The following is a 19,301-nucleotide window of genomic DNA, read 5'->3' on the forward strand; positions in this document are numbered from 1 at the left end:
CTTTGGATTCTCCCTGAAATGGATTCCGCAATTAATGCAATACGATGGTTTTAAGCTGCCAGATCGAATGAGCCTGAAACGGAGGAATATTGATTTCAGGTTGGTCGGAGAAAGGATAAAGCACCCAAAGAGGGCCTTTGTCTCTGATACGCATTTTCTTTCCATCCATGGCATATGCGATAAAGGCGTTATGTTTGATCAGGGTATCAACATCCACCTCAATAGAGTAATCGTTCAGGGCAATCATAGTCACTTTCTTGCCCGCTGTCTCTACGTTCAGTTTTGCCATCAGGTCCTTGAAAAGCACGGAAGAAAAGGTATGGCGTTTATCTGTCCAGATGGTTTCAGTGCTCACTTCATTGGCCGGCATAGCCTCAAGATCAGCCAGCGTCAGAGATACCGTCTGATCAGGTCCTTCAACGGTAAGAACAGGACGTTGCGCCCATGCTGAAAAAGTTGTCAGCAGTAGGGTAAGCATCAATAGTGCTTTCAGCAGGAAAGCATTATCTGATCTTAGGGCCGATACCTGTGCCTGAGTCGTAAACATAGTGAGCTCCCGTCTAAGAGTTTACATACCATAAAGTGCTTATAAAATATTTGTTTATAATAGCGACTTATGGGTCATCCCGTCATCTTTAATTAAAGCAGAAATTTGCCTGATGTCAGTGAATCCTGACTAAAAGCTGTTATCAGTTTGCTGGCAGAATGCAGAGACAAAAAAACCGGCCACTGCTGATGCAGAGGCCGGTTTGAGTATTCAGAAGAATACTGTGGGGATTATGCTGCGAAGTTAGCCGCTGCAAATTCCCAGTTCGCCAGAGCCCAGAAACCGTTCAGGTAGTTAGGGCGCACGTTGCGATAGTCGATGTAGTACGCGTGTTCCCACAGGTCTACAGTCAGCAGAGCAGTCTGACCCGCAGTCATTGGGCAGCCAGCGTTGCTGGTGTTAACGATTTCCAGAGAACCGTCAGCGTTCTTAACCAGCCAGGTCCAGCTGGAACCGAAGTTGTTTACCGCTTTGTCGTTGAATTCAGTCTGGAACGCTTCGAAAGAACCCCACTTAGCGTTGATCGCGTCAGCCAGAGCGCCAGTTGGCTGGCCGCCACCGTTTGGAGACAGGCTGTTCCAGTAGAAAGTGTGGTTCCAGATCTGTGCAGCGTTATTGAAAACAGGCCCCGCTGGAGCTGCTTTGATGATCTCTTCCAGAGTTTTACCTTCAAACTCAGTACCCGGAACCAGACCGTTCAGTTTGTCCACGTAAGTGTTGTGGTGTTTACCGTGGTGGAATTCCAGAGTTTCAGCAGAGATGTGTGGCTCAAGTGCTGATTTGTCATACGGCAGTGCAGGTAATTCAAATGCCATGGTTGTTTTCTCCATCAACTCACGTCAAAAAAGTATGAAGTTATCTAAAAGCGACACTTCGACCATTATTTATTCAGATTTGAATGACCTCTTGTTTACAGGCTCAAAAGGTCTATCTGTATTTGAAGTGCGTGAATAATAGCACTTCATTTGCAGGGTTTCTATTTCTGAGTAGAACAGTTGGATATTATTTATTGATCAAAAGTTCCGAAAAGTCAGGCTACATTAGCAAGTGGCGCATTTATTTCCGATACGCAATGTAATAGTCTTACCGGCAGCCTGCAAAAGAAAATGCACAGGTAAAACTGCATTTGGCGATTACGCTTTAATCTAAAGAAAACGGACCCGGATTCTAAACATGTCACCAGATAATATGAAAATTGTTCCCGAACGCGATGATCCAGCACCAATCCGATCCGGTAGTTCAGGCAGCTCGGGTGGCAACGGTCTGATCTGGTTTGCAGTTGTTCTGCTGATTGCCGGTATCGTTGCTGTTTACTTCCAGAACACTCAACTTGCTTCCAAGGTTGAGCAACAGCAGGCGAGCTTGAGTCAGGCGACACAGCGCATTCAGCTACTTGAAGATGAATTGACCGCAACCGGTCGTGATCTTTCCAAATCAGGGAATACTTTAGAGAAGCGCCTGGAAGCATCTGAACTTGAGATCCGTAAACTGTGGGATCTGAGTAATAAGCGTAATAAGGTGGATATTGCTAATAACGAGGCAACCCTTAAGAAGCTTGCTAAAGAGATTAAAGCGCTGGAAGACACTCAGAAAGAACTGCAGCTGGCGCTGACTGATGAGATGGCAACCCGTGAGAATATGGATAAAGCGCTTCAGACCGAACAGCAAGTGTTTAACCAGCGTCTGACGACGGCATCCACTGAATTGAACAAGCTTAACCAGAAGCAGACTCAACTGAGTGCAGATCTGGCTGAGGTTAAGAAGAAACTGGCTAATATCGACAGTAAAGCGATTCAGAACGTTGAAGAAAAACTCTCTGTTTACGATGAGCGTCTGGATGCTATTGACGCTTCCCGCCGTCAGCTAACCAGCAATGTGACTCGTCTGAATACGGATGTGAACAATTTGCAGCTGGAAGTAAATGCCCTGATTAAAGCCGGGCAGTCTCAGCCTTCAACAGCGGTTCCCGCACAGTAAACGAGATTTAATCAAAATAAAAAAGGACGGTTCGCCGTCCTTTTTTGCGTTTTGGATCCCGGTTTTTGTTTAAAACGTCTTAATTAGCCGTCTGGCTAATAAGTCCAGGCCTGCAAATGCTAAAACGCGACACCTGAGAATAAATAGAATAAGAAGGAGGTTTTATGTCAAACAGTCCCGCCCAAGACACAGAGATGCGCTTTCCGCCAGAACGCTATCTGGAAGGAATGAAGCGCTTTATTGCTGTTCTGCCCCAGTGTCAGGCGTTGAAGATGCAGGCTGAGTCTGCGGATCATCAGCATGTGCTTTTTTCTGTGCCTTTTGCTGATCATCTGATCGGCAATTCACGAAAACAGCTGATTCATGGTGGTGTGATTTCCACGTTGTTGGATACAGCTTGCGGCTCGGTTGCTGTGTGTGCTTTACCGCGCTTCGAAATGTGCCCCACGTTGGACCTTCGCATCGATCACCTGCGTCCGGCGGTTGCCGGTAAGACGCTTTTCTGCAAAGCCAGCATTGTCAAAGTGACACCTCAGATCATCTTTACCGAAGGGGTTGTCTATCAGGAGGAGGGCAAGCCTGTCTCCCGGGCCGTAGCCAACTTTATGCGTTTGGGAGCGGACAAAATACCAGTCGAGATGGATGAAGCCTTGTTTGCGGATACCGATTCATCACAGAAAAGTGCGGGAGAACTGTCATGAAGCCGTCTGATGATTTAGTACAGTTGATAACAGAAACCCAAAGCTCGGGTCGCTGGGAGACTTTGCTGGAGCAGATTCCTTATGCGGGCTTTATCGGCCTGACTGCGCAATCTATGGGAGACGAGATTCTGTTTCGCATGGAGCCTCTGGACAGCAATACCGGTAATCCTCTGCTACCAGCGCTTCACGGTGGCGTGATCGCAGGTTTTATGGAAACCGCAGCAACCCTTAATCTGATGATGCGTCTGGATGTGCATCAGGTGCCGAAGGTGGTGGATCTGACCGTAGATTACCTTCGCTCCGGTAAGCTCAAGCCCACGTATGCGACCTGTGTGCTTAACCGTCAGGGCCGTCGGGTGGCGAATGTTCAGGTCAGTGCCTGGCAGAAAAACCGGGAAACACCGATCGCTACTGCACGAGCACATTTTTTACTGGATGATGAAAGCTGATACTGATACTGATACCGATGCTCAGGACAGTGTCGACTGGTAATTGTTGTTCAGCCAGTAGGCTGCCAGAGGTAGAAAGTTAGGATGATAGTGATGAGCATCGGTCAGGGCATGCTGCTGATGTTCTTCGATAAAAGCTGAAGGATCAAAGTAATGGATATTATCTGCTGGCAGTACTTCTTCAGTTTGCCTTAATTGGGCGACAAAACTTTTAGTGATCGAGGAAAGCTCTTCTCGGCCAGGCAGCTTTTTCCCGTTAAAAGGAACGTTGAATGTGTTGATAAAGCAGATTTTTGCAACCCCAAGTGCTTTCAATCGCTGGGTAATCAGGAGCAAGTCAGCCTTAATCTCAGAAGGCGGCATGACTCTTAGTGTCAGATGCTGAATTAACTGATCAGCTAGCTCGTCCCCTGTGCGTATGAGCCGATCCGGTGTTTGGTTTCTGAGTTGCTTAACCCAGGTTGCTGCATCTTTACTGATGGCTGAAAAATATGCAGGCAGCCTGTCGATGACCAGGCTTTGTGGATGATCTGACGCCGGAGTGTTTAATTCGTAGGCTTTCATCGAAGAGAGCTCGATAAAAAAAGTGTCTACCTGATCAAAGGGAAGTTGATGAGGATTCAGTTTCTTCCAGGTTGGTAGTGTCAGTAAGCTCAAATTCATCAATTTCAGCTTTTCAGTGTTGTCTGGTATCGCAATCAATTTTTCGTAATAGTCGAGCACCTGCAGCATATCTTTAGTACTGTGTAGGTGTCCCCACCAGCGATTTTGCAGGCGAATAATATTACCGCTATGCAGCATCGTGAGAGGTGTTCGGATGCGACAGGTACCAAAGTAGTTGATCATCTGAATTCCTTTCCGTTTCGGTTTACTATTTTACTGAGCCTAAAAAACAAGTTAAAACAATCTGTTAATTTTATCTTGCCAAGTCTTGAAAAAATATCCCGGGCTCCCATATTGAAGCTCAGACCCTTTTTGCAGGCCGGATCGGCTTTCCCAACCGGCCTGCTGTGAACTAAGTGATGTTGTTCTTAACCGTTCAACTATGGAGATCTGACTCAATGTCCGCTGAAGCACAGAAAGAAACTCTTGGCTTTCAGACAGAAGTAAAACAGCTTCTGCACCTGATGATTCACTCTTTGTACTCCAACAAAGAGATTTTCCTGCGTGAACTGATTTCCAACGCGTCCGATGCCTGTGACAAGTTGCGTTATAAAGCGCTGGAAGATGATGGCCTGTACGAAGGTCAGTCCGAGCTACAGGTTAAAATCACCGCTGATCCGGAAAACAACACGGTAACCATCTCTGACTCCGGTATCGGTATGAACCGTCAGGATGTGATCGACCATCTGGGTACCATCGCTAAATCCGGTACGGCGGAGTTCCTGAGCCAGTTAACCGGTGATCAGAAAAAAGATTCTCAGCTGATCGGTCAGTTCGGTGTGGGCTTCTACTCGTCCTTTATCGTTGCTGAAGAAGTAGAAGTTGTGACCCGTAAAGCCGGCAGCTCTGTGGGCGAAGGTGTGCGCTGGGTATCCAAAGGTGACGGTGAATTCACCATCGAAACCGTTGAGAAGGCTGAGCGCGGTACTGCGATCACTCTGAAACTGAAAGCTGACGAGAAAGAGTTCTCTGAAGACTTCCGCCTGCGTAACCTGATCCGTAAGTACTCTGACCATATTGCGGTTCCTGTACTGATGGAGAAGCAGCACTTCGGTGAGGAAGAGAAGCCGGAAACCCCTGAGTTTGAAGCGGTTAACGAAGCTCAGGCGCTGTGGACCCGCTCCCGGACTGAAGTGAAAGACGAAGAGTATCAGGAGTTCTACAAGCACGTTTCCCACGACTTTGCTGACCCTCTGTCCTGGGCGCACAATAAGGTTGAAGGTAAGCTGGAATACACCAGTCTGCTGTATGTACCGGGCAAAGCGCCGTTTGATCTGTATCACCGTGAAGCATCCCGTGGTCTGAAATTGTACGTGCAGCGTGTGTTCATCATGGATGACGCTGAGCAGTTCCTGCCGCTGTACCTGCGCTTCATTAAAGGTGTGGTGGATTCAAACGATCTGTCCCTGAACGTATCCCGTGAGATTCTGCAGCAGGATCCGAACATCACCTCTATGAAGAGCGCACTGACCAAACGTGTGCTGGACATGCTGAGCAAGTTGGCTAAGAACGATGCTGAAAAGTACCAGAGCTTCTGGAACGAGTTCGGTAACGTACTGAAAGAAGGCCCGGGCGAAGATTTCTCCAACAAAGAGAAGATCGCCAAGCTTCTGCGTTTTGCTTCGACTAACGGTTCCGATGACACCCAGAATGTGTCTCTGACCGATTACATCGAGCGTATGAAAGAAGGTCAGGACAAGATCTACTACCTGACTGCTGAAAGCTACAACACTGCTAAGAACAGCCCGCACCTGGAGATCTTCCGTAAGAAGGGCATCGAAGTGCTGCTGATGACCGACCGTATCGACGAGTGGCTGATGAGCCACCTGAACGAGTTCGACGGCATGCAGTTCCAGGATGTGGCCAAAGGTGAGCTGGATCTGGGTGATACTGAGTCTGAAGAAGACAAGAAAGCTCAGGAAGAAGCCGCTGAGAAAGTGGAAGGTATGGTTGAGCGTACTAAAGAGCTGCTGAAAGAGCAGGTTGAAGATGTACGTGTGACTCACCGTCTGACTGAATCCCCAGCCTGTGTGGTACTTAACGATGGCGAGATGGGCGAGCAGATGCGTCAGATTATGGCTGCTGCGGGTCAGGAAATCCCTGAAGCCAAGCCGATTCTGGAGCTGAACCCGACTCACCCTCTGATTCTGAAACTGGATCAGGAGCAGGACGAAGACCGCTTCGGAGAGCTGGCCCGTATCATTCTGGATCAGGCGATGCTGGCCGAAGGTCGTCAGCTGAAAGATGCCGCATCTTATGTGCAGCGTCTGAACCGTCTGCTGCTGGAACTGGCGGGTTAAGCTTTAGTTCTCAGTAATCAGAAATGCAAAAAAGGCGACCTTCGGGTCGCCTTTTTTGTCTGGCATGCTTCACCTTATATCAGGCGTTTGATGATGCCCTGCAGCCCAAGACTGTGTGAGCCTTTAAAAAGAACTAAGTCTCCAGCCTGTATATTGTCGGTAAGATACCTTTCCAAATCGGAGTTATTGCTAAAAGCCTGTGCCTTTATATTTTCTGCGGTAAGCTCCGGGAGCAGTGTGCTTATATCGTCACCAATCAGGCAGGTCTGGTCGGCATTCGCCTGAAGAATAGCGGGCAAAAGTTGACGATGGTGTTCATGGCTTTTGTGACTGAGTTCTTTCATGTCGCCCAGAACCAGCCATTTTTTCCCCTTCGCTTTCTGGTGGCTGAAGCCATTAAGTGCAGCCTTCATGGATAGAGGGTTGGCGTTATAGGCGTCATCAATCAGTATCGCGTGGCCTCCATCTCGGGGCATTATGGATTCTTTCCCGCGTCCCTCTATGGGCTTAAACGTATTTGCCATTGCAGCAGCGGGTTGAGTGTCCAAGTCTAATGCGGATAGTACGCCAAGGCAGTAGAGCAGGTTGAGCGCCATGTGCAGGCTTTTTTGCTCTAAGGTCAGAGTGAAAGCTGGTTGGCTTTTGAATTTGGCGCTTAATTGTCCGGTTTCGGGTGAGAAGCTGATTAAGCGAAGATCACTGCCACTATGTTTCCCCACAGATATGATCTTCAGCTGTTGCTTTAGAGCTGCCGTTTCAACAATTGGCCATTCTTCCATATCACGATTTATAACGGCGATACCGCCTTCGGACATGCCGGAAAAAATAAGACTTTTCCGTTCAGCGATGGTTGCTGTGTCTTTGTGATATTCGAGGTGCGCCGGAGCGACATTGGTGAATAATGCGATATCCGGACGGGTCATCTGGGAATTTTGCTGCATACTGCCAATAGCAAGCTCCAGAACATTGTATTCCGCATCCCAGGCTTCAGATGCAAGATTCCATGCGATCCCCCGTGGCAGGTTGGCGTTATGCCGGGTCTGCCCTGTTTTGCCGTAGATGGATAGCAGGTGGCTCAACAAAGAAACACAGGTTGTTTTGCCACTGCTGCCTGTAATTGCGATCACTTTACCGAGCATCTGAGTTCGGCTGTACCGACCGATATCTAAAATTGAGCGATCAATGCTATCTACTTTCAGCAGGGGGATGTTACCGAACAGGCTATCTTCTGGAGTCTCCTGGCAGATGATGGCCTGGGGCTGGAAGGGCAGTCTCAGAATTTGTTCTGCGGATAAAAATCGCTTATCGCCTTCAGGTCGCAGAATAACGATCTGGCCCGCCTGAAAGGTTGGTGCATGAATCGATAAGCCAGTGGCTCTCCATTGAGGGTGGGGGGGCGTCAGCCATTGTCCACGGGTTGCCTGAATTAAACGGGCAGAACTCCAGTTTGGGCCTGATTGATAGCGGCGTTTATCGACAGTGCCTGCTTCCGGAGATGAGGTTGGACTGCCTGTTTTAGGCGCTGTCTTAGTCTGTTGTGCATCGCCTGCCTGAACCTTTTCCCCATGCGCTCCAGAGAAAGTATTAGTGTCATTTTTCTGTTGTTGAAGATAGTAGTGCAAATACGCCACATAACCGGACAGGTAGTGCTCCACATCATCGATGCGCACCCGGAAGGCGTGGTGGCGGATATAGCAACTGCCAACAACTTTCTGCGGATTTTTGAAGTACATGGCGTATTCCGGCCAGAAATAGCCATTCATCAGATACTGGGCGCGGTGGCGCAGAGCCTGATCAAATTTCTCCAGATCCAGCTGATCCAGCAGGTGTTTGTGCTCATCCAGTGTTTTCAGGCGGCCGATCATCTTGTGAGCCGCCATCATGAGTTCAAGCAGCGTAGGGAAGGTGGTGATGCGTTCCTGAACAAAATCCAGATGATCGGCGACATTCTGAATACCAAACTGGAAATAACGGGCTTCCGGTTTATACAGCGTCAGCTCATTTACACAGTAGCTCAGCCAGTGGTCGTGGGCTTCCCAGTAGTTATCAGCGATAAAGTGATCAAAGGCTTTTTCTACCACTGCCAGCCAGCGGGGATCTTTTGTGATGCCATAAAGACGCATCAGCCCGAAAGCAGCTTCACCTTCATAATAGATAGTGCGGAAGTCTTCTTTGGTAGAAAGGTCGGTACTGTTGAGTACATGCACAAAGCTGCCATTGTCTGGGCTTTGCATATAGCGGATACCCAGAGCCAGTTTTTCCATTAATGGCAGGTATTGATCATCCTGCATCAGCTCTGTGTATTTGCTGAAGGCCAGAATACAGACCGCGTTGCCGCCCAGTTTGACCTCGTCATTCAGGTCGGTCAGGAAGGCGGCTTCATCACCATCGGGCAGAGTGTAAGTCTTGATCAGTTCATCATTCAGATAGTTCAGAGAGCGCTTGATCGCGGACTTAAGCTTTTCATCCTGCGTGACTTCCCAGCCCTCCAGCATGGCATAGGTGCTACTGGCATGACGCAGGGTGTTATAGGTATTAATAGAGCGGTCAAAACAGGGGAACCAGCCGTAGTTGAAACGGCCGCTTTTTTTCACCTGACCGGCCAGGTAATCGCTGCTGGTTTCAATCATGCGGGTTACGTTATCTGTATCCAGCGGTTCGATAACCCGTCGACCTGCATTGCGGCTGACGCCGTAAAGCAGTTGAGGATCTTCATCAACGCCACAGAAGATTCCCTGATGACGCAGGCGGTAAACAGGAGTTGTATCGTCAAAGTTCAGGGGGACTTTTTTGCCATAGCGCTGTTCGGCGAAGCGGGTGAAGTTTTTCTCGTTCAGATCCGCATGAGAGGTCTTACCGCCCAGATACAAGGTGGCATTACTGTTCAGTTCCTGTTCGAGAAAACTGTATTCCAGTTGATCATCCAGCGCCAGGCCAAATCGGTAGTAGTTTCGCTTATGACGTCGGAGTTCTTCTCTGAAACTTGACCAGGTATATGCTTTTACCTCTTCAACCCAATCCACTTTGAGCCACACGGGTTTGAGCTTCTCCCGTGATATTTTCTGACGGGTTTTTTTAGCACCGTTTTCCCATGCTTCTTCAATGGTTTCACCTTCAGCGGTAATGACTGAGGCACGTTGCTTTGGGTCGCACACTGAGAAAAACAGTTTGAAGCCTTTGTAGGGCAAAGGCATTGCTGTAGCGCTGAGTTGAACGGGGGCTTTGAGTTTATGGAGAAGATCGGAGAGCGACATTAGATTGATCCGTCAAAAGTAACGTGGATTCGTTCCTGGATTCTGAACTGGAATGTTTCTGTATGTTACCGCAAAAAAAGAGGAAACGCTGGAAAGTAATTCAGAGATGACGAGATGGTTGATTGTGATAATAAATAGTGCACGAATAGTTATTTGAACTGGAATGGTGCGTATTAACTTGTTTTAGTAACTTCTGTTTACATTTATGCAGGATCTTTGATCTATATTGTTTCTATCTTATGGTTTAGACTTTAGGTGTAAGCTTATAACTTTCAGGGTGTAAGTAAAAAACATATTCAATGCAGTTCTGTTTTAACTGCTAGATTTTAATAATGATAAGAATATCCCTCCGGAGGATTCCCCATGACGCTGAAGAATAAAGTGCTCGCAGTGGTTTTGCTGCCTGTGCTTTTAATTACGTTGACACTGACGTTTATCAGCTACAAAGATTTGAAAAAGGAACTTGTTAAGTCAGTGAGTACGGATACTCAGCGTGTAGTGAACGACGCCAGTATTACTATTCAGGGCTGGATGAAGCACAAAGCAGACGTTGCCGAGTCTTTTGCGACTCAGTCGGCTGATCAGGACAACATCCTGCCTTTCCTGCAGCAAGCCCAGAAGTCGGGCAGTTATGATGTTTTCTATTTTGGCGCAGCCACGGGTCGAGCCACCTTCTCTGATGTTGGTATTCAGAAAATTCTGGATGAGAAGGGCTTTGATCCCACGGTTCGTCCCTGGTACAAGGCGGCTCAGAGTGCAGGTAAAACTGTTTTTACCGCGCCTTATAAAGATGCCAGTTCCGGTCAGCTGATTATCTCTGTAGCCACTCCGGCAACCATCAATGGCGAATTTCGCGGTGTCGTTGGTGCGGATCTGAGTCTGGGGGAAGTGCTGAATACGGTTGAGTCGATTGATGTCGGTGACCATGGTTTTGTAATGCTGGTGGATGAAACCGGTATTGTGATCGCGCACCCTAACGAATCTCTGCGTATGAAGCCGCTGACCGATGTCGGTGCCGAGCTGGACAAGGGGCTGGTTGAGCGCTTGGCAGGTAATGGCGAGATGGAGATACTGCCGATCAATGGCAGTGATCACATGATGCGCTTTGAGCGTGTGGGGGATTCCCGTTTCTATGTGGGTATTGCACTGGAAACCGGTAATGTCATGGCCCCGCTGTCCAGCCTTCTGATTGCGAATAGTCTGGTATCTCTGATTTTGATTGTATCCGCAGGTGTTATCAGTATGTGGATGGTAGGCCGGGTAATGAAACCTCTGAATGCTATCGGTACTGCACTGGAAGAGATTGCCGAAGGTGAGGGCGACCTGACCAAACGTCTGACCGTAGAAACCAAAGACGAGATTGGCTCCCTGGCGGGGCACTTCAATCACTTTGTCGACTCCATGCACAAGATCATTCAGGATATCTCTATTCTGTCCAAAGATCTTCGACATACTGCGGAAGAGAGTGCCAAAGTGGCTGAGCGCACCAGTGAAGATGTGCAGAGTCAGATGTCTGAAGTTTCTATGGTGGCTGCAGCTGTTGAAGAGATGGCAACCGCCACACAGGAGATTGCCAGCAACGCGGAAAATACCGCAGCGGCAGCTCAGGAATGTGCGGATAACAGTCGAGATGGTCAGTTGGTGGTATCCAACACCCGTGAAGCGATTCAGGGGCTATCGGGTCAGATTCAGGATGCTGCAGGTGTGATTGATCGCCTGAGTGAGCACTCACAGGAGATCAACTCTATTCTGTCGACTATTCAGGGGATTGCGGAGCAAACCAATCTGTTGGCACTGAATGCCGCTATTGAGGCAGCCCGTGCCGGTGAGCAGGGACGTGGTTTCGCCGTGGTTGCCGATGAGGTTCGGGTATTGTCCCAGCGTACTCATCAGTCGACCGAAGAGATTCAGCAGATGATTGATAGTCTGCAGAAAGCCTCCGACGAAGCAGTGAAACTGATGTCGTCGAGCCGTCAGCAAGCTGAAGACAGCGTTGAGGAAGCGAACAATGCTTACGATAAGCTGTTGAGCATCACCGATGCGATTACCGGTATCAGCGATATGTCGACTCAGACAGCCGCTGCGACGGAAGAGCAGACACAGGTGAATCACAGTATTTCTGAGAATACGCTGCGTATTCGTGATATCGCCAGCCAGCTTTCAGATGAGTCAGCGCAGTCCCGTGCCCGGGCCGGTGAGCTGAATGCTCTGGCGGAAAGCCTGCATGGTCAGGTGAAGCGCTTTAAGCTGTAAAGAACAGTGGCCTAACGATCAGGCAACGTGATCTGTTGCCTGAATCATAACCACATGAGCCGGTTTCCAGCCTAAGGGAACCGGTTTTTTTCTGCCTGAAAAAAAGTTTGGTTTCAGTTGTAGTCCGATTTTCTCATCGGTGGTTTTGATAGGTGATGAAGGATTGTGCGCGTCAATGTCGGAAAGCTTATTCCAGCTGCGTTCCACGGTAACATCCAGAGGTTCAGAGCGGTGACGCCACACATACCACAACGCGTAAAACACGGTGAAAACCACCAGTACTTTCAACCAGATTGAAAAAGGACGAAATATCAGCGGGTAACTGACCATGGTCAGCATCATGGTGGTGGAAAGCAGTTTGGCTTTATAGGGAATCACACGATCAGCTTCCCAAGCCTGAATCATAGGACCAAAGGTTTTTTGTTTCAGTAGCCAGCGATGGACTTTGACCGAGCCTTTAGAAAAGAAAAAAGCAGCGAGAATGACAAAAGGCGTTGTTGGTAACAGGGGAAGTACGATACCGATAGCACCAAGAAGAAGCGCTAAAAAGCCTGCGGCCATATAAAGCGGTTTTCTGAATCGACCCATAGGATCCTCCTGATGCCAGCAAAGGTGGTGTTTTTTAAAGTCTGTTTTAAAGATAGACCACACTTAAAAGCGAATAGAAAAGAGATTAACGGATAAGCATAGAAGCGGCCAGATTTCTTTAAGAATATCAAACAGTTTGCTTGCGCTGGGTCAGAAGCAGTGGATGGGATTAGCAGTTTAAAAGAGAAGGAAAGCTCCTCATCAGCCATCAGGAAAATGAGGAACTCAGGTCATCATGCTCAGTCTTTTACCAGACCTTTACCTTTTTCTACAGCCTCAGAAGCTCCCTCTTTGGTAGAGCAGGCAGCGCGTTCTGCAGCACATTTGGTCATACAACCCATTTTGCCGAGAGTGTCATCAAAGTAGCGTACTTTACAGCTGGCTTCACAGGCAGATTGCTTTAGTGAGCAGCTGGCCTGAGCCGTCATCGGTAAAAGACTTAGCGACATCAGAGCTGCAAAAAAAAGCGCTGGCGATTTCAGAGGCATTTTAAGAGACATAGACTTACCTGTTCTGAGAAAATAGCAGTTGGAGTTTCAATTTAACTCTCGCGTGTAATTGATTAATTATCTTAAGTTTTCGCCCCTAGGTTCAAGAGAAATACCTGAGCTTAAGGGTTTTATTCTGTATCTGATTTGGTTCCGATCCGTCCAGTGGAGATTTCTTTTGAGTAAACAGGCTGCCCCCAATTTTGAAACCACGGATTTTGAAACCACGGATTTTGAAACCACGGACTTCACGCTGATTGAGCAAAATGCGGATTACGTGATTATCGCTAAAGCCCCCGGGGTCGATGTCCATCGGGATGGCGATCAAGCAGGTATTACAGAGAAAGTATCTCAGGCTTTAGGGGTGGAGAAACTGTATCTGGTACATCGGCTGGACAAGGTGACCTCAGGTCTGATGGTGCTGGCAAAACGTGCTGATGTATGTGCTCAGCTTGCAGAACTCTTTAAAGCCCGTGAGGTAAGTAAATTCTATCTGGCAGTCTCGGCGAAAAAGCCGAAAAAAAAACAAGGCTGGATTATCGGTGATATGGAGCGCTCTCGACGGGGCAGTTGGAAGCTGACTTCCGGTAAACAAAATCCAGCGGTGACTCAGTTTTTCTCCAAACCCCTGCAGCCGGGGTTCAGAGCATTTCTGTTAAAGCCCCGCACCGGTAAAACCCATCAGTTGAGAGTGGCGTTGAAAAGTATAGGTGCCCCCATCTGTGGCGATTCTCTTTATGACGATGCTGAGGCGGCTTTGAAGGAAGCACGTACTTATCTGCATGCATACGGCCTGAGTTTCAACTGGCAAGGTGAGTTGAAGCAGTATCGGATTTGGCCTACACAGGGAGAGCATTACTGCTCAGAAGTATTTTTAGCGCTGAAGGCTGAATGGGGAGAACCGGAAGACCTGCCATGGCCAAAGTCCTGATCTGGCTTTGCACTTTTTGAGTGCTCATGGCTTAAACTGAGCAGAGGTAACAAGAATAAAAATAAAGTGAGTTTTGCGATGAAAGCCCTGCCTACGATCTCTGTTGACATAGCTGTGCCCGAGAAAAAGGTTGCCGATTCTGTTCGGCAACTTCCGCTTGTCATTCGGCAGCTGACACCGAAAGATGCCGATGTTTTTCACTACCTTCGGATTCGTTGTATTGAAAGCGATCCCACAAGCTTCAGTGTTCTGTTGGAGGAGGAAAAGTCGATGACGCCTTCTCAGATTAAGAACCTTTTGGACCGTTTTTTCCGTTCAGAAACGTCAGCTCTCTGGGGCGGCTTTTGTGGTGATTATCTGGTGGGCATGATAGGACTTGAATCCCTGTTAGGCCCTGTGCGCCGGCATCGGGGCATCATTACCGGGCTGTGTGTTTTGCCGGAGTACCGTGGGCAGCAGATCGGTCAGGCATTAATCGAGCATGTGATTAAGCAGGCAAAACTGAATCCGCAGCTGGAATCTCTGGTGCTTGAGGTAAGTGAGGTATCACTTGCTGCTATTAAACTCTATCAGCAGGCGGGGTTCAGGGATAATGGCCGGGAGCCTCGTGCCTTGGCTTTTGGTGATCAAAGGCTGGATCTGATTCGTATGAATTGTCCGCTCCGATAGCTGAAAACACCCGAAGCCTATGAATGAAAAAGGGCTCACTATCAAGTGAGCCCTTCTGTTTTCTAGTGGCTTTCAAATATGAACAAAGCCAGTATTTTAGGAGCTAGTATTTAAATCGGCCTACGAGGGATTTAAGTTCGTGAGCCAGTGTGGTCAGACGGTTACTGTTTTCTGCAGTCTGCTCAGAGGTATGAGCAGATTCATCAGACATCTCGTTGATCGCCATAATGTTCTGCTCAATCTCCATCGCCACAGCACTTTGTTCTTCACTGGCGCTGGCGATCTGATCGTTCATGGCTGTGATCTGGCTGACAGCGCTTGAGATCGCATTCAGAGCATCATTCGCGGCTTCTGCCTGCTCAACGGTTTGTTCCGCCTGAGTGCAGCTCTGTTTCATCAGGCTCACGGCATTATTGGTGCCATTTTGCAGCGCAGAGATTACCTGCTGAATCTCTTCTGTTGCTTCCTGAGTACGGCCTGCCAGACTACGAACTTCATCGGCAACTACCGCGAAGCCCCGGCCCTGTTCACCGGCACGGGCAGCCTCAATAGCCGCGTTCAGAGCCAGCAGGTTGGTCTGCTCAGCAATAGCCTGAATCACATTTACCATACCCGTGATATTTTCGGATTGCTCTTCCAGCTTGTGAATCGCATCCATAGCGCTGTTGATATTGTTAGACAAACCATCAATATCGTGGCGGGTGGCATCAACGACTTTATGGCCATCACGGGCAACCTGACTGGCAGTTTGCGCTGCCTGTGCCGCTTCTGCAGCATTTTTCGCCACATCAGCAACAGTTGCGGCCATCTCGTTAATCGCCGTTGCTGCCTGGTTGGTCTCCTGTGCCTGACGTTCCAGACGATGGCTGTTATCAACGGCAATCTGGTTCATCGCTTCAGAGGTGTCGTTAAGGCTCTGGCTGGTATCTGCCATCTGCTGAACCATCTCACGGATATGACCGGTAAAGCGGTTGAAAGCTCGGGACAGGTGGGTGATTTCGTCATTGCCGGACTCATCCAGACGTGCGGTCAGGTCACCATCGCCGTGGGCGATTTCATCCATGGCATCGTTCAGATGATCCATGCGCTGCTGGATCACATTGCGGTAGATCAGCCAGAGAGCCAGCAGCATCACAAGCAGCAGGGAAACCACAAGGCCTGTGATCTTGAAGCTGGTAGCACGGCCAGCAGCCAGCTGATCAGTAATGTCGGTGGTAACTTCCAGCACACCGCGAACATCACCCATCTTCCAGTCGTTTTTCGGTGTTTGCGGATGTGTGTTGTGACAAGACACACAAGCCGGAGCGGACATCTTGTCCGAGATTGCCACACGAACCAGTGTGCGGCCATTTTCTTCGAACTGCTCAACAACGGTGCTGTCCGGGCTCTGAACCAGCTGTTTCCAGGCGTTCTGCTCAAACTCATCCAGACGACGGTTTGCACGGTTTGGGAAAGGGTATTCACTGTAGAGTTTCAGAATCAGACCCTTGTCCTTCATCAGGTCACTCAGGTCGTGAATCATAGTCGCAGGCAGAGGAATCTTGTTGCCATGCTCCTTGTGGTCGCTATCGGGTTTCAGCGCACCGGATGCCAGAGCCTTACCCACTACATTCTGGGTGTAGTATTTGCGCAGGGTTTTGAACTGATCAACGGTGGACTGGGAGTTTTCAATGACTCCTTCAACCACCGTTTCGCTCATCTGTTTGGGAATAAAGAACACCAGAATCAGCATGATAATGGCGATCAGGGCAATAATAGGCACCGCCATCTTGCCAAAGAGGCCCAGGTTTCTCATAGGATAATCCTTAATAACAAAATTGCATTCCCTGCAGTGAATCTGTGCGAAACCGGCTGTGAATGCGTGAATATTCAGAACACGTTATGCATTATCGCCCAGTTTTGCCAGTCATAAAGTAATACTTTGTACAGGGTTTTAGTGACTGGGCCGGAACGGATGACAGTTGGGCTATCCCGTCAGCCCCGAAGCCCTTTGATAACGGGGGAGCAGGCTTTTGCACTGCTTGCCCCCATGCTGTAAAATCTCGCCCCTTTTCTGCCAACCGGCTTACCATCACTGCAAACAGTCTGAGGTACACATGGACTCCACCCGCTATTTGACGCCTGCTCAAATGAAGAATGACGTTTTATCCGGCCTGACGGTTGCTCTGGCTCTGGTGCCTGAAGCGGTTGCTTTTGCTTTTGTTGCCGGTGTTGAACCCTTAGTGGGTCTTTATGCAGCCTTTATGGTGGGGCTGGTGACGGCTTGTATTGGTGGTCGTCCTGGTATGATCTCAGGTGCTACCGGTGCACTAGCGGTGGTAATGGTGTCTCTGGTGGCAGAGCACGGGGTTGAGTATCTGTTTGCTGCGGTCGTACTGATGGGCTTCTTCCAGATCATGGCAGGGGTATTCCGGTTGGGTAAGTTTATCCGCATGGTGCCCCATCCTGTGATGCTGGGCTTTGTAAACGGTCTGGCCATTGTGATCTTCCTGGCGCAGCTGGGGCAGTTCAAATGGAAAGATGAATCCGGTGAAATGGTCTGGATGAGTGGCGAGCCTTTGATGATCATGGCGGGTCTGATCGCTCTGACCATGGCGATTATCTTCTTCCTGCCTAAGCTGACTAAAGCGATCCCATCTTCTCTGGCCGCGATTGTGACCGTGACCTTGCTGGTGATCTTTATGGATCTGGATGCCCGTACGGTACAGAACGTACTGGCGGATATGACTAATGACCCTCTGGCCTCTATCGCTGGTGGTTTCCCGGAATTCCATATTCCTATGGTGCCGATGACCCTGGAAACTCTGTGGATCATCTTGCCTTACTCTCTGATTCTGGCAGCAGTTGGTCTGATTGAATCCCTGCTGACTCTGAGTTTGATCGACGAAATGACCGAAACCCGTGGCCGTGGCAACAAAGAGTGCGTGGGGCAGGGGACCGCGAACATTCTGACCGGTTTCTTCGGTGGTATGGGCGGTTGTGCCATGATTGGTCAGAGTATGATCAATATTAACTCCGGTGGCCGTGGCCGTCTGTCTGGTATTACGGCGGCTATTTTCCTGCTGCTGTTTATTCTGTTTACCTCCTCTCTGATTGAGATGATCCCGGTAGCCGCTCTGATCGGTGTAATGTTTATGGTGGTGATTGGTACCTTCGAGTGGGCCAGTCTGCGCATGATGGGTAAGATTCCTAAGTCCGATGCTTTTGTTATCGTGCTTGTATCCGGTGTGACCGTAGTAACGGATCTGGCAATTGCGGTAATTGTCGGTGTGATCGTATCGGCGCTGATCTTTGCATGGGAGCATGCTAAGCACATTCAGGTGCGTATTCTTGAAGAAGATGACAACCACCGTGTTTATGAACTGACAGGTCCGCTGTTCTTTGCTTCGATCAATAACTTCCGTGAGCAGTTTGATCCGAAGAATGACCCGCAGGATGTGGTCCTGGACTTCCGTAACTCCCGTGTAAGTGATCACTCGGCACTGGAAGCGATCGATGCACTGGCAGAAAAATATATTGCGGCGGGTAAAACCCTGCACCTTCGCCACCTGAGTGGTGAGTGCCGTGATCTCCTGCAGAAAGCCGGTGATCTGGTTGAAGTGAACGTGATTGAAGATCCTAAATATCACGTTGCGACGGACAAGCTGGCGTAATGTCGACGGCTAAGAATATACAGCCGGAGCAGGTCTCCGGCTCACAAAACGGGCAGGAGGAGATCCTGCCCGTTTTGTATCAGGATGAACATCTGGTCGTGATCAACAAACCTTCCGGTTTGCTGGTGCATCGCAGCCCGATTGATCGTCATGAGACCCGCTTTGCTTTGCAGATGGTTCGTAACCAGATCGGCCAGAAAGTGTTTCCTGTACATCGTCTGGATAAGCCAACATCCGGTGCTCTGGTCTTTGCCCTGAGTTCTGAGGTGGCCCGCAAGCTGGGTGAACAGATGATGGCTCACGAGGTTGATAAAACCTATGTTGCCGTTGTTCGGGGTTATGCCCCTGAGGCTGGTGAAATTGATCACGCTCTGGTGGAAGAGCCGGATAAGCGCATTAAAGGTTCAAAAGAGAAGAGTGAGCCTCAGCCTGCATTCAGCCGTTACCGTTGTCTTGCAACCGCAGAGCTGGATGCCTGTATTGAGCGCTATCCCCAGAGCCGTTTTTCTCTGGTGGAGGTGAAACCGGAAACCGGTCGTCGTCACCAGATTCGCCGGCACCTGAAGCATATCAACCATCCGATTATTGGCGATGCCAAACACGGCCGAGGGCGTTATAACCGGTACTTCAAAGAGCACCTTGATAGTGATCGTTTACTCTTAGCCGCGACAATTATCTCGTTTGCCCATCCGGTTTCCGGTGAGCGGTTAACGGTTAAAGCGCCTCTTGAAGCCTCTATGCAGAGTATTATGTCCCGCCTTGGCTGGCAGGACTGGGTCGATCAGTTAAGTTAATTTTTAGCCTGTAAGCAGGTCTTGGGTCTCGTCC

At 49.1% G+C, this 19,301-nt stretch carries 16 protein-coding genes; 9 read left to right on the forward strand and 7 right to left on the reverse strand.

All coding sequences use genetic code 11. The features are described 5' to 3' along the window. Nucleotides 1-31: 31 nt before the first annotated feature. Both BV405_RS14590 and BV405_RS14595 read right to left on the reverse strand, forming a co-directional pair. Nucleotides 32-547: a putative pterin-binding protein gene (locus BV405_RS14590; RefSeq protein ID WP_086481627.1), complete on the reverse strand. Its 516-nt coding sequence runs from the start codon at nucleotides 545-547 to the stop codon at nucleotides 32-34. Between the two features lie 230 nt (nucleotides 548-777). Beyond that, nucleotides 778-1,362 carry a superoxide dismutase gene (locus tag BV405_RS14595; RefSeq protein WP_086481628.1) on the reverse strand — a complete coding sequence of 195 codons (585 nt, stop codon included), beginning with the start codon at nucleotides 1,360-1,362 and terminating at the stop codon, nucleotides 778-780. A 358-nt stretch (nucleotides 1,363-1,720) separates the two neighbouring features. Here BV405_RS14595 and BV405_RS14600 point away from each other — a divergent pair, with 358 nt between their 5' ends. The 3 genes from BV405_RS14600 (at nucleotide 1,721) to BV405_RS14610 (ending at nucleotide 3,674) form a co-directional block, all read left to right on the forward strand. Further along, on the forward strand, nucleotides 1,721-2,524 hold the full coding sequence (locus BV405_RS14600; RefSeq protein WP_086481629.1) for a hypothetical protein: 804 nt from the start codon (nucleotides 1,721-1,723) through the stop codon (nucleotides 2,522-2,524). 164 nt (nucleotides 2,525-2,688) lie between these two features. Continuing rightward, complete coding sequence (locus BV405_RS14605; RefSeq protein WP_217895671.1) at nucleotides 2,689-3,225, forward strand: PaaI family thioesterase; 537 nt, start codon at nucleotides 2,689-2,691, stop codon at nucleotides 3,223-3,225. Continuing rightward, nucleotides 3,222-3,674, forward strand: coding sequence for a PaaI family thioesterase (locus BV405_RS14610; RefSeq protein WP_086481630.1), 453 nt, complete (start codon nucleotides 3,222-3,224; stop codon nucleotides 3,672-3,674). Before BV405_RS14605 ends, BV405_RS14610 begins: the two co-directional genes overlap by 4 nt. Before the next feature lie 21 nt (nucleotides 3,675-3,695). Here BV405_RS14610 and BV405_RS14615 read toward each other — a convergent pair whose 3' ends face one another. After that, the gene (locus BV405_RS14615) at nucleotides 3,696-4,520 is read right to left on the reverse strand and encodes a hypothetical protein (protein ID WP_086481631.1); all 825 of its coding nucleotides are present in this window, start codon (nucleotides 4,518-4,520) and stop codon (nucleotides 3,696-3,698) included. Between the two features lie 215 nt (nucleotides 4,521-4,735). Between BV405_RS14615 and htpG the strand changes: the two genes are divergently transcribed. Next, entirely contained in the window at nucleotides 4,736-6,637 is a 1,902-nt protein-coding gene (htpG, locus tag BV405_RS14620) for a molecular chaperone HtpG (RefSeq protein ID WP_086481632.1), read from the forward strand. Between the two features lie 74 nt (nucleotides 6,638-6,711). Here the strand turns inward: htpG and BV405_RS14625 are convergent, their stop codons facing one another. After that, on the reverse strand, nucleotides 6,712-9,891 hold the full coding sequence (locus BV405_RS14625; protein WP_086481633.1) for a Mur ligase family protein: 3,180 nt from the start codon (nucleotides 9,889-9,891) through the stop codon (nucleotides 6,712-6,714). Between the two features lie 363 nt (nucleotides 9,892-10,254). On the opposite strand from BV405_RS14625, the gene BV405_RS14630 reads away from it, so the two are divergent. Further along, nucleotides 10,255-12,144, forward strand: coding sequence for a methyl-accepting chemotaxis protein (locus BV405_RS14630; protein WP_086481634.1), 1,890 nt, complete (start codon nucleotides 10,255-10,257; stop codon nucleotides 12,142-12,144). An 18-nt stretch (nucleotides 12,145-12,162) separates the two neighbouring features. Here the strand turns inward: BV405_RS14630 and BV405_RS14635 are convergent, their stop codons facing one another. Together BV405_RS14635 and BV405_RS14640 are read right to left on the reverse strand one after the other, a co-directional pair. After that, a complete protein-coding gene (locus BV405_RS14635) occupies nucleotides 12,163-12,732 on the reverse strand; it encodes a YbaN family protein (protein WP_086481635.1) in 570 nt (189 codons plus the stop codon). Between the two features lie 239 nt (nucleotides 12,733-12,971). After that, complete coding sequence (locus BV405_RS14640) at nucleotides 12,972-13,232, reverse strand: hypothetical protein (protein ID WP_086481636.1); 261 nt, start codon at nucleotides 13,230-13,232, stop codon at nucleotides 12,972-12,974. Nucleotides 13,233-13,398: 166 nt separating this feature from the next. Here BV405_RS14640 and BV405_RS14645 point away from each other — a divergent pair, with 166 nt between their 5' ends. Together BV405_RS14645 and BV405_RS14650 are read left to right on the forward strand one after the other, a co-directional pair. After that, nucleotides 13,399-14,151, forward strand: coding sequence for a TIGR01621 family pseudouridine synthase (locus BV405_RS14645; protein WP_176330177.1), 753 nt, complete (start codon nucleotides 13,399-13,401; stop codon nucleotides 14,149-14,151). 78 nt (nucleotides 14,152-14,229) lie between these two features. Continuing rightward, nucleotides 14,230-14,820: a GNAT family N-acetyltransferase gene (locus BV405_RS14650; protein WP_086481637.1), complete on the forward strand. Its 591-nt coding sequence runs from the start codon at nucleotides 14,230-14,232 to the stop codon at nucleotides 14,818-14,820. Between the two features lie 103 nt (nucleotides 14,821-14,923). Here BV405_RS14650 and BV405_RS14655 read toward each other — a convergent pair whose 3' ends face one another. Beyond that, entirely contained in the window at nucleotides 14,924-16,615 is a 1,692-nt protein-coding gene (locus tag BV405_RS14655) for a methyl-accepting chemotaxis protein (protein WP_086481638.1), read from the reverse strand. A 301-nt stretch (nucleotides 16,616-16,916) separates the two neighbouring features. Here BV405_RS14655 and BV405_RS14660 point away from each other — a divergent pair, with 301 nt between their 5' ends. Both BV405_RS14660 and BV405_RS14665 read left to right on the forward strand, forming a co-directional pair. After that, nucleotides 16,917-18,473: a SulP family inorganic anion transporter gene (locus tag BV405_RS14660; protein ID WP_086481639.1), complete on the forward strand. Its 1,557-nt coding sequence runs from the start codon at nucleotides 16,917-16,919 to the stop codon at nucleotides 18,471-18,473. After that, nucleotides 18,473-19,267 (forward strand): tRNA pseudouridine(65) synthase TruC, encoded by a 795-nt coding sequence (locus tag BV405_RS14665; protein ID WP_086481640.1) that lies wholly within the window; start codon nucleotides 18,473-18,475, stop codon nucleotides 19,265-19,267. Before BV405_RS14660 ends, BV405_RS14665 begins: the two co-directional genes overlap by 1 nt. Nucleotides 19,268-19,301: the final 34 nt, after the last annotated feature.

It is taken from the genome of Oceanospirillum sanctuarii, from assembly GCF_002150805.1.
Lineage (GTDB): Bacteria > Pseudomonadota > Gammaproteobacteria > Pseudomonadales > Halomonadaceae > Oceanospirillum > Oceanospirillum sanctuarii.

Bases quoted from the DNA above. Each gene is read 5' to 3' on its own strand.
- BV405_RS14660 (WP_086481639.1), top strand. From the start codon at position 16,917: ATGGACTCCACCCGCTATTTGACGCCTGCTCAAATGAAGAATGACGTT.
- BV405_RS14600 (WP_086481629.1), top strand. From the start codon at position 1,721: ATGTCACCAGATAATATGAAAATTGTTCCCGAACGCGATGATCCAGCA.
- BV405_RS14665 (WP_086481640.1), top strand. From the start codon at position 18,473: ATGTCGACGGCTAAGAATATACAGCCGGAGCAGGTCTCCGGCTCACAA.
- BV405_RS14640 (WP_086481636.1), bottom strand. From the start codon at position 13,232: ATGTCTCTTAAAATGCCTCTGAAATCGCCAGCGCTTTTTTTTGCAGCT.
- htpG (WP_086481632.1), top strand. From the start codon at position 4,736: ATGTCCGCTGAAGCACAGAAAGAAACTCTTGGCTTTCAGACAGAAGTA.
- BV405_RS14615 (WP_086481631.1), bottom strand. From the start codon at position 4,520: ATGATCAACTACTTTGGTACCTGTCGCATCCGAACACCTCTCACGATG.
- BV405_RS14590 (WP_086481627.1), bottom strand. From the start codon at position 547: ATGTTTACGACTCAGGCACAGGTATCGGCCCTAAGATCAGATAATGCT.
- BV405_RS14610 (WP_086481630.1), top strand. From the start codon at position 3,222: ATGAAGCCGTCTGATGATTTAGTACAGTTGATAACAGAAACCCAAAGC.
- BV405_RS14595 (WP_086481628.1), bottom strand. From the start codon at position 1,362: ATGGCATTTGAATTACCTGCACTGCCGTATGACAAATCAGCACTTGAG.
- BV405_RS14650 (WP_086481637.1), top strand. From the start codon at position 14,230: ATGAAAGCCCTGCCTACGATCTCTGTTGACATAGCTGTGCCCGAGAAA.
- BV405_RS14635 (WP_086481635.1), bottom strand. From the start codon at position 12,732: ATGGGTCGATTCAGAAAACCGCTTTATATGGCCGCAGGCTTTTTAGCG.
- BV405_RS14630 (WP_086481634.1), top strand. From the start codon at position 10,255: ATGACGCTGAAGAATAAAGTGCTCGCAGTGGTTTTGCTGCCTGTGCTT.
- BV405_RS14625 (WP_086481633.1), bottom strand. From the start codon at position 9,891: ATGTCGCTCTCCGATCTTCTCCATAAACTCAAAGCCCCCGTTCAACTC.
- BV405_RS14655 (WP_086481638.1), bottom strand. From the start codon at position 16,615: ATGAGAAACCTGGGCCTCTTTGGCAAGATGGCGGTGCCTATTATTGCC.
- BV405_RS14605 (WP_217895671.1), top strand. From the start codon at position 2,689: ATGTCAAACAGTCCCGCCCAAGACACAGAGATGCGCTTTCCGCCAGAA.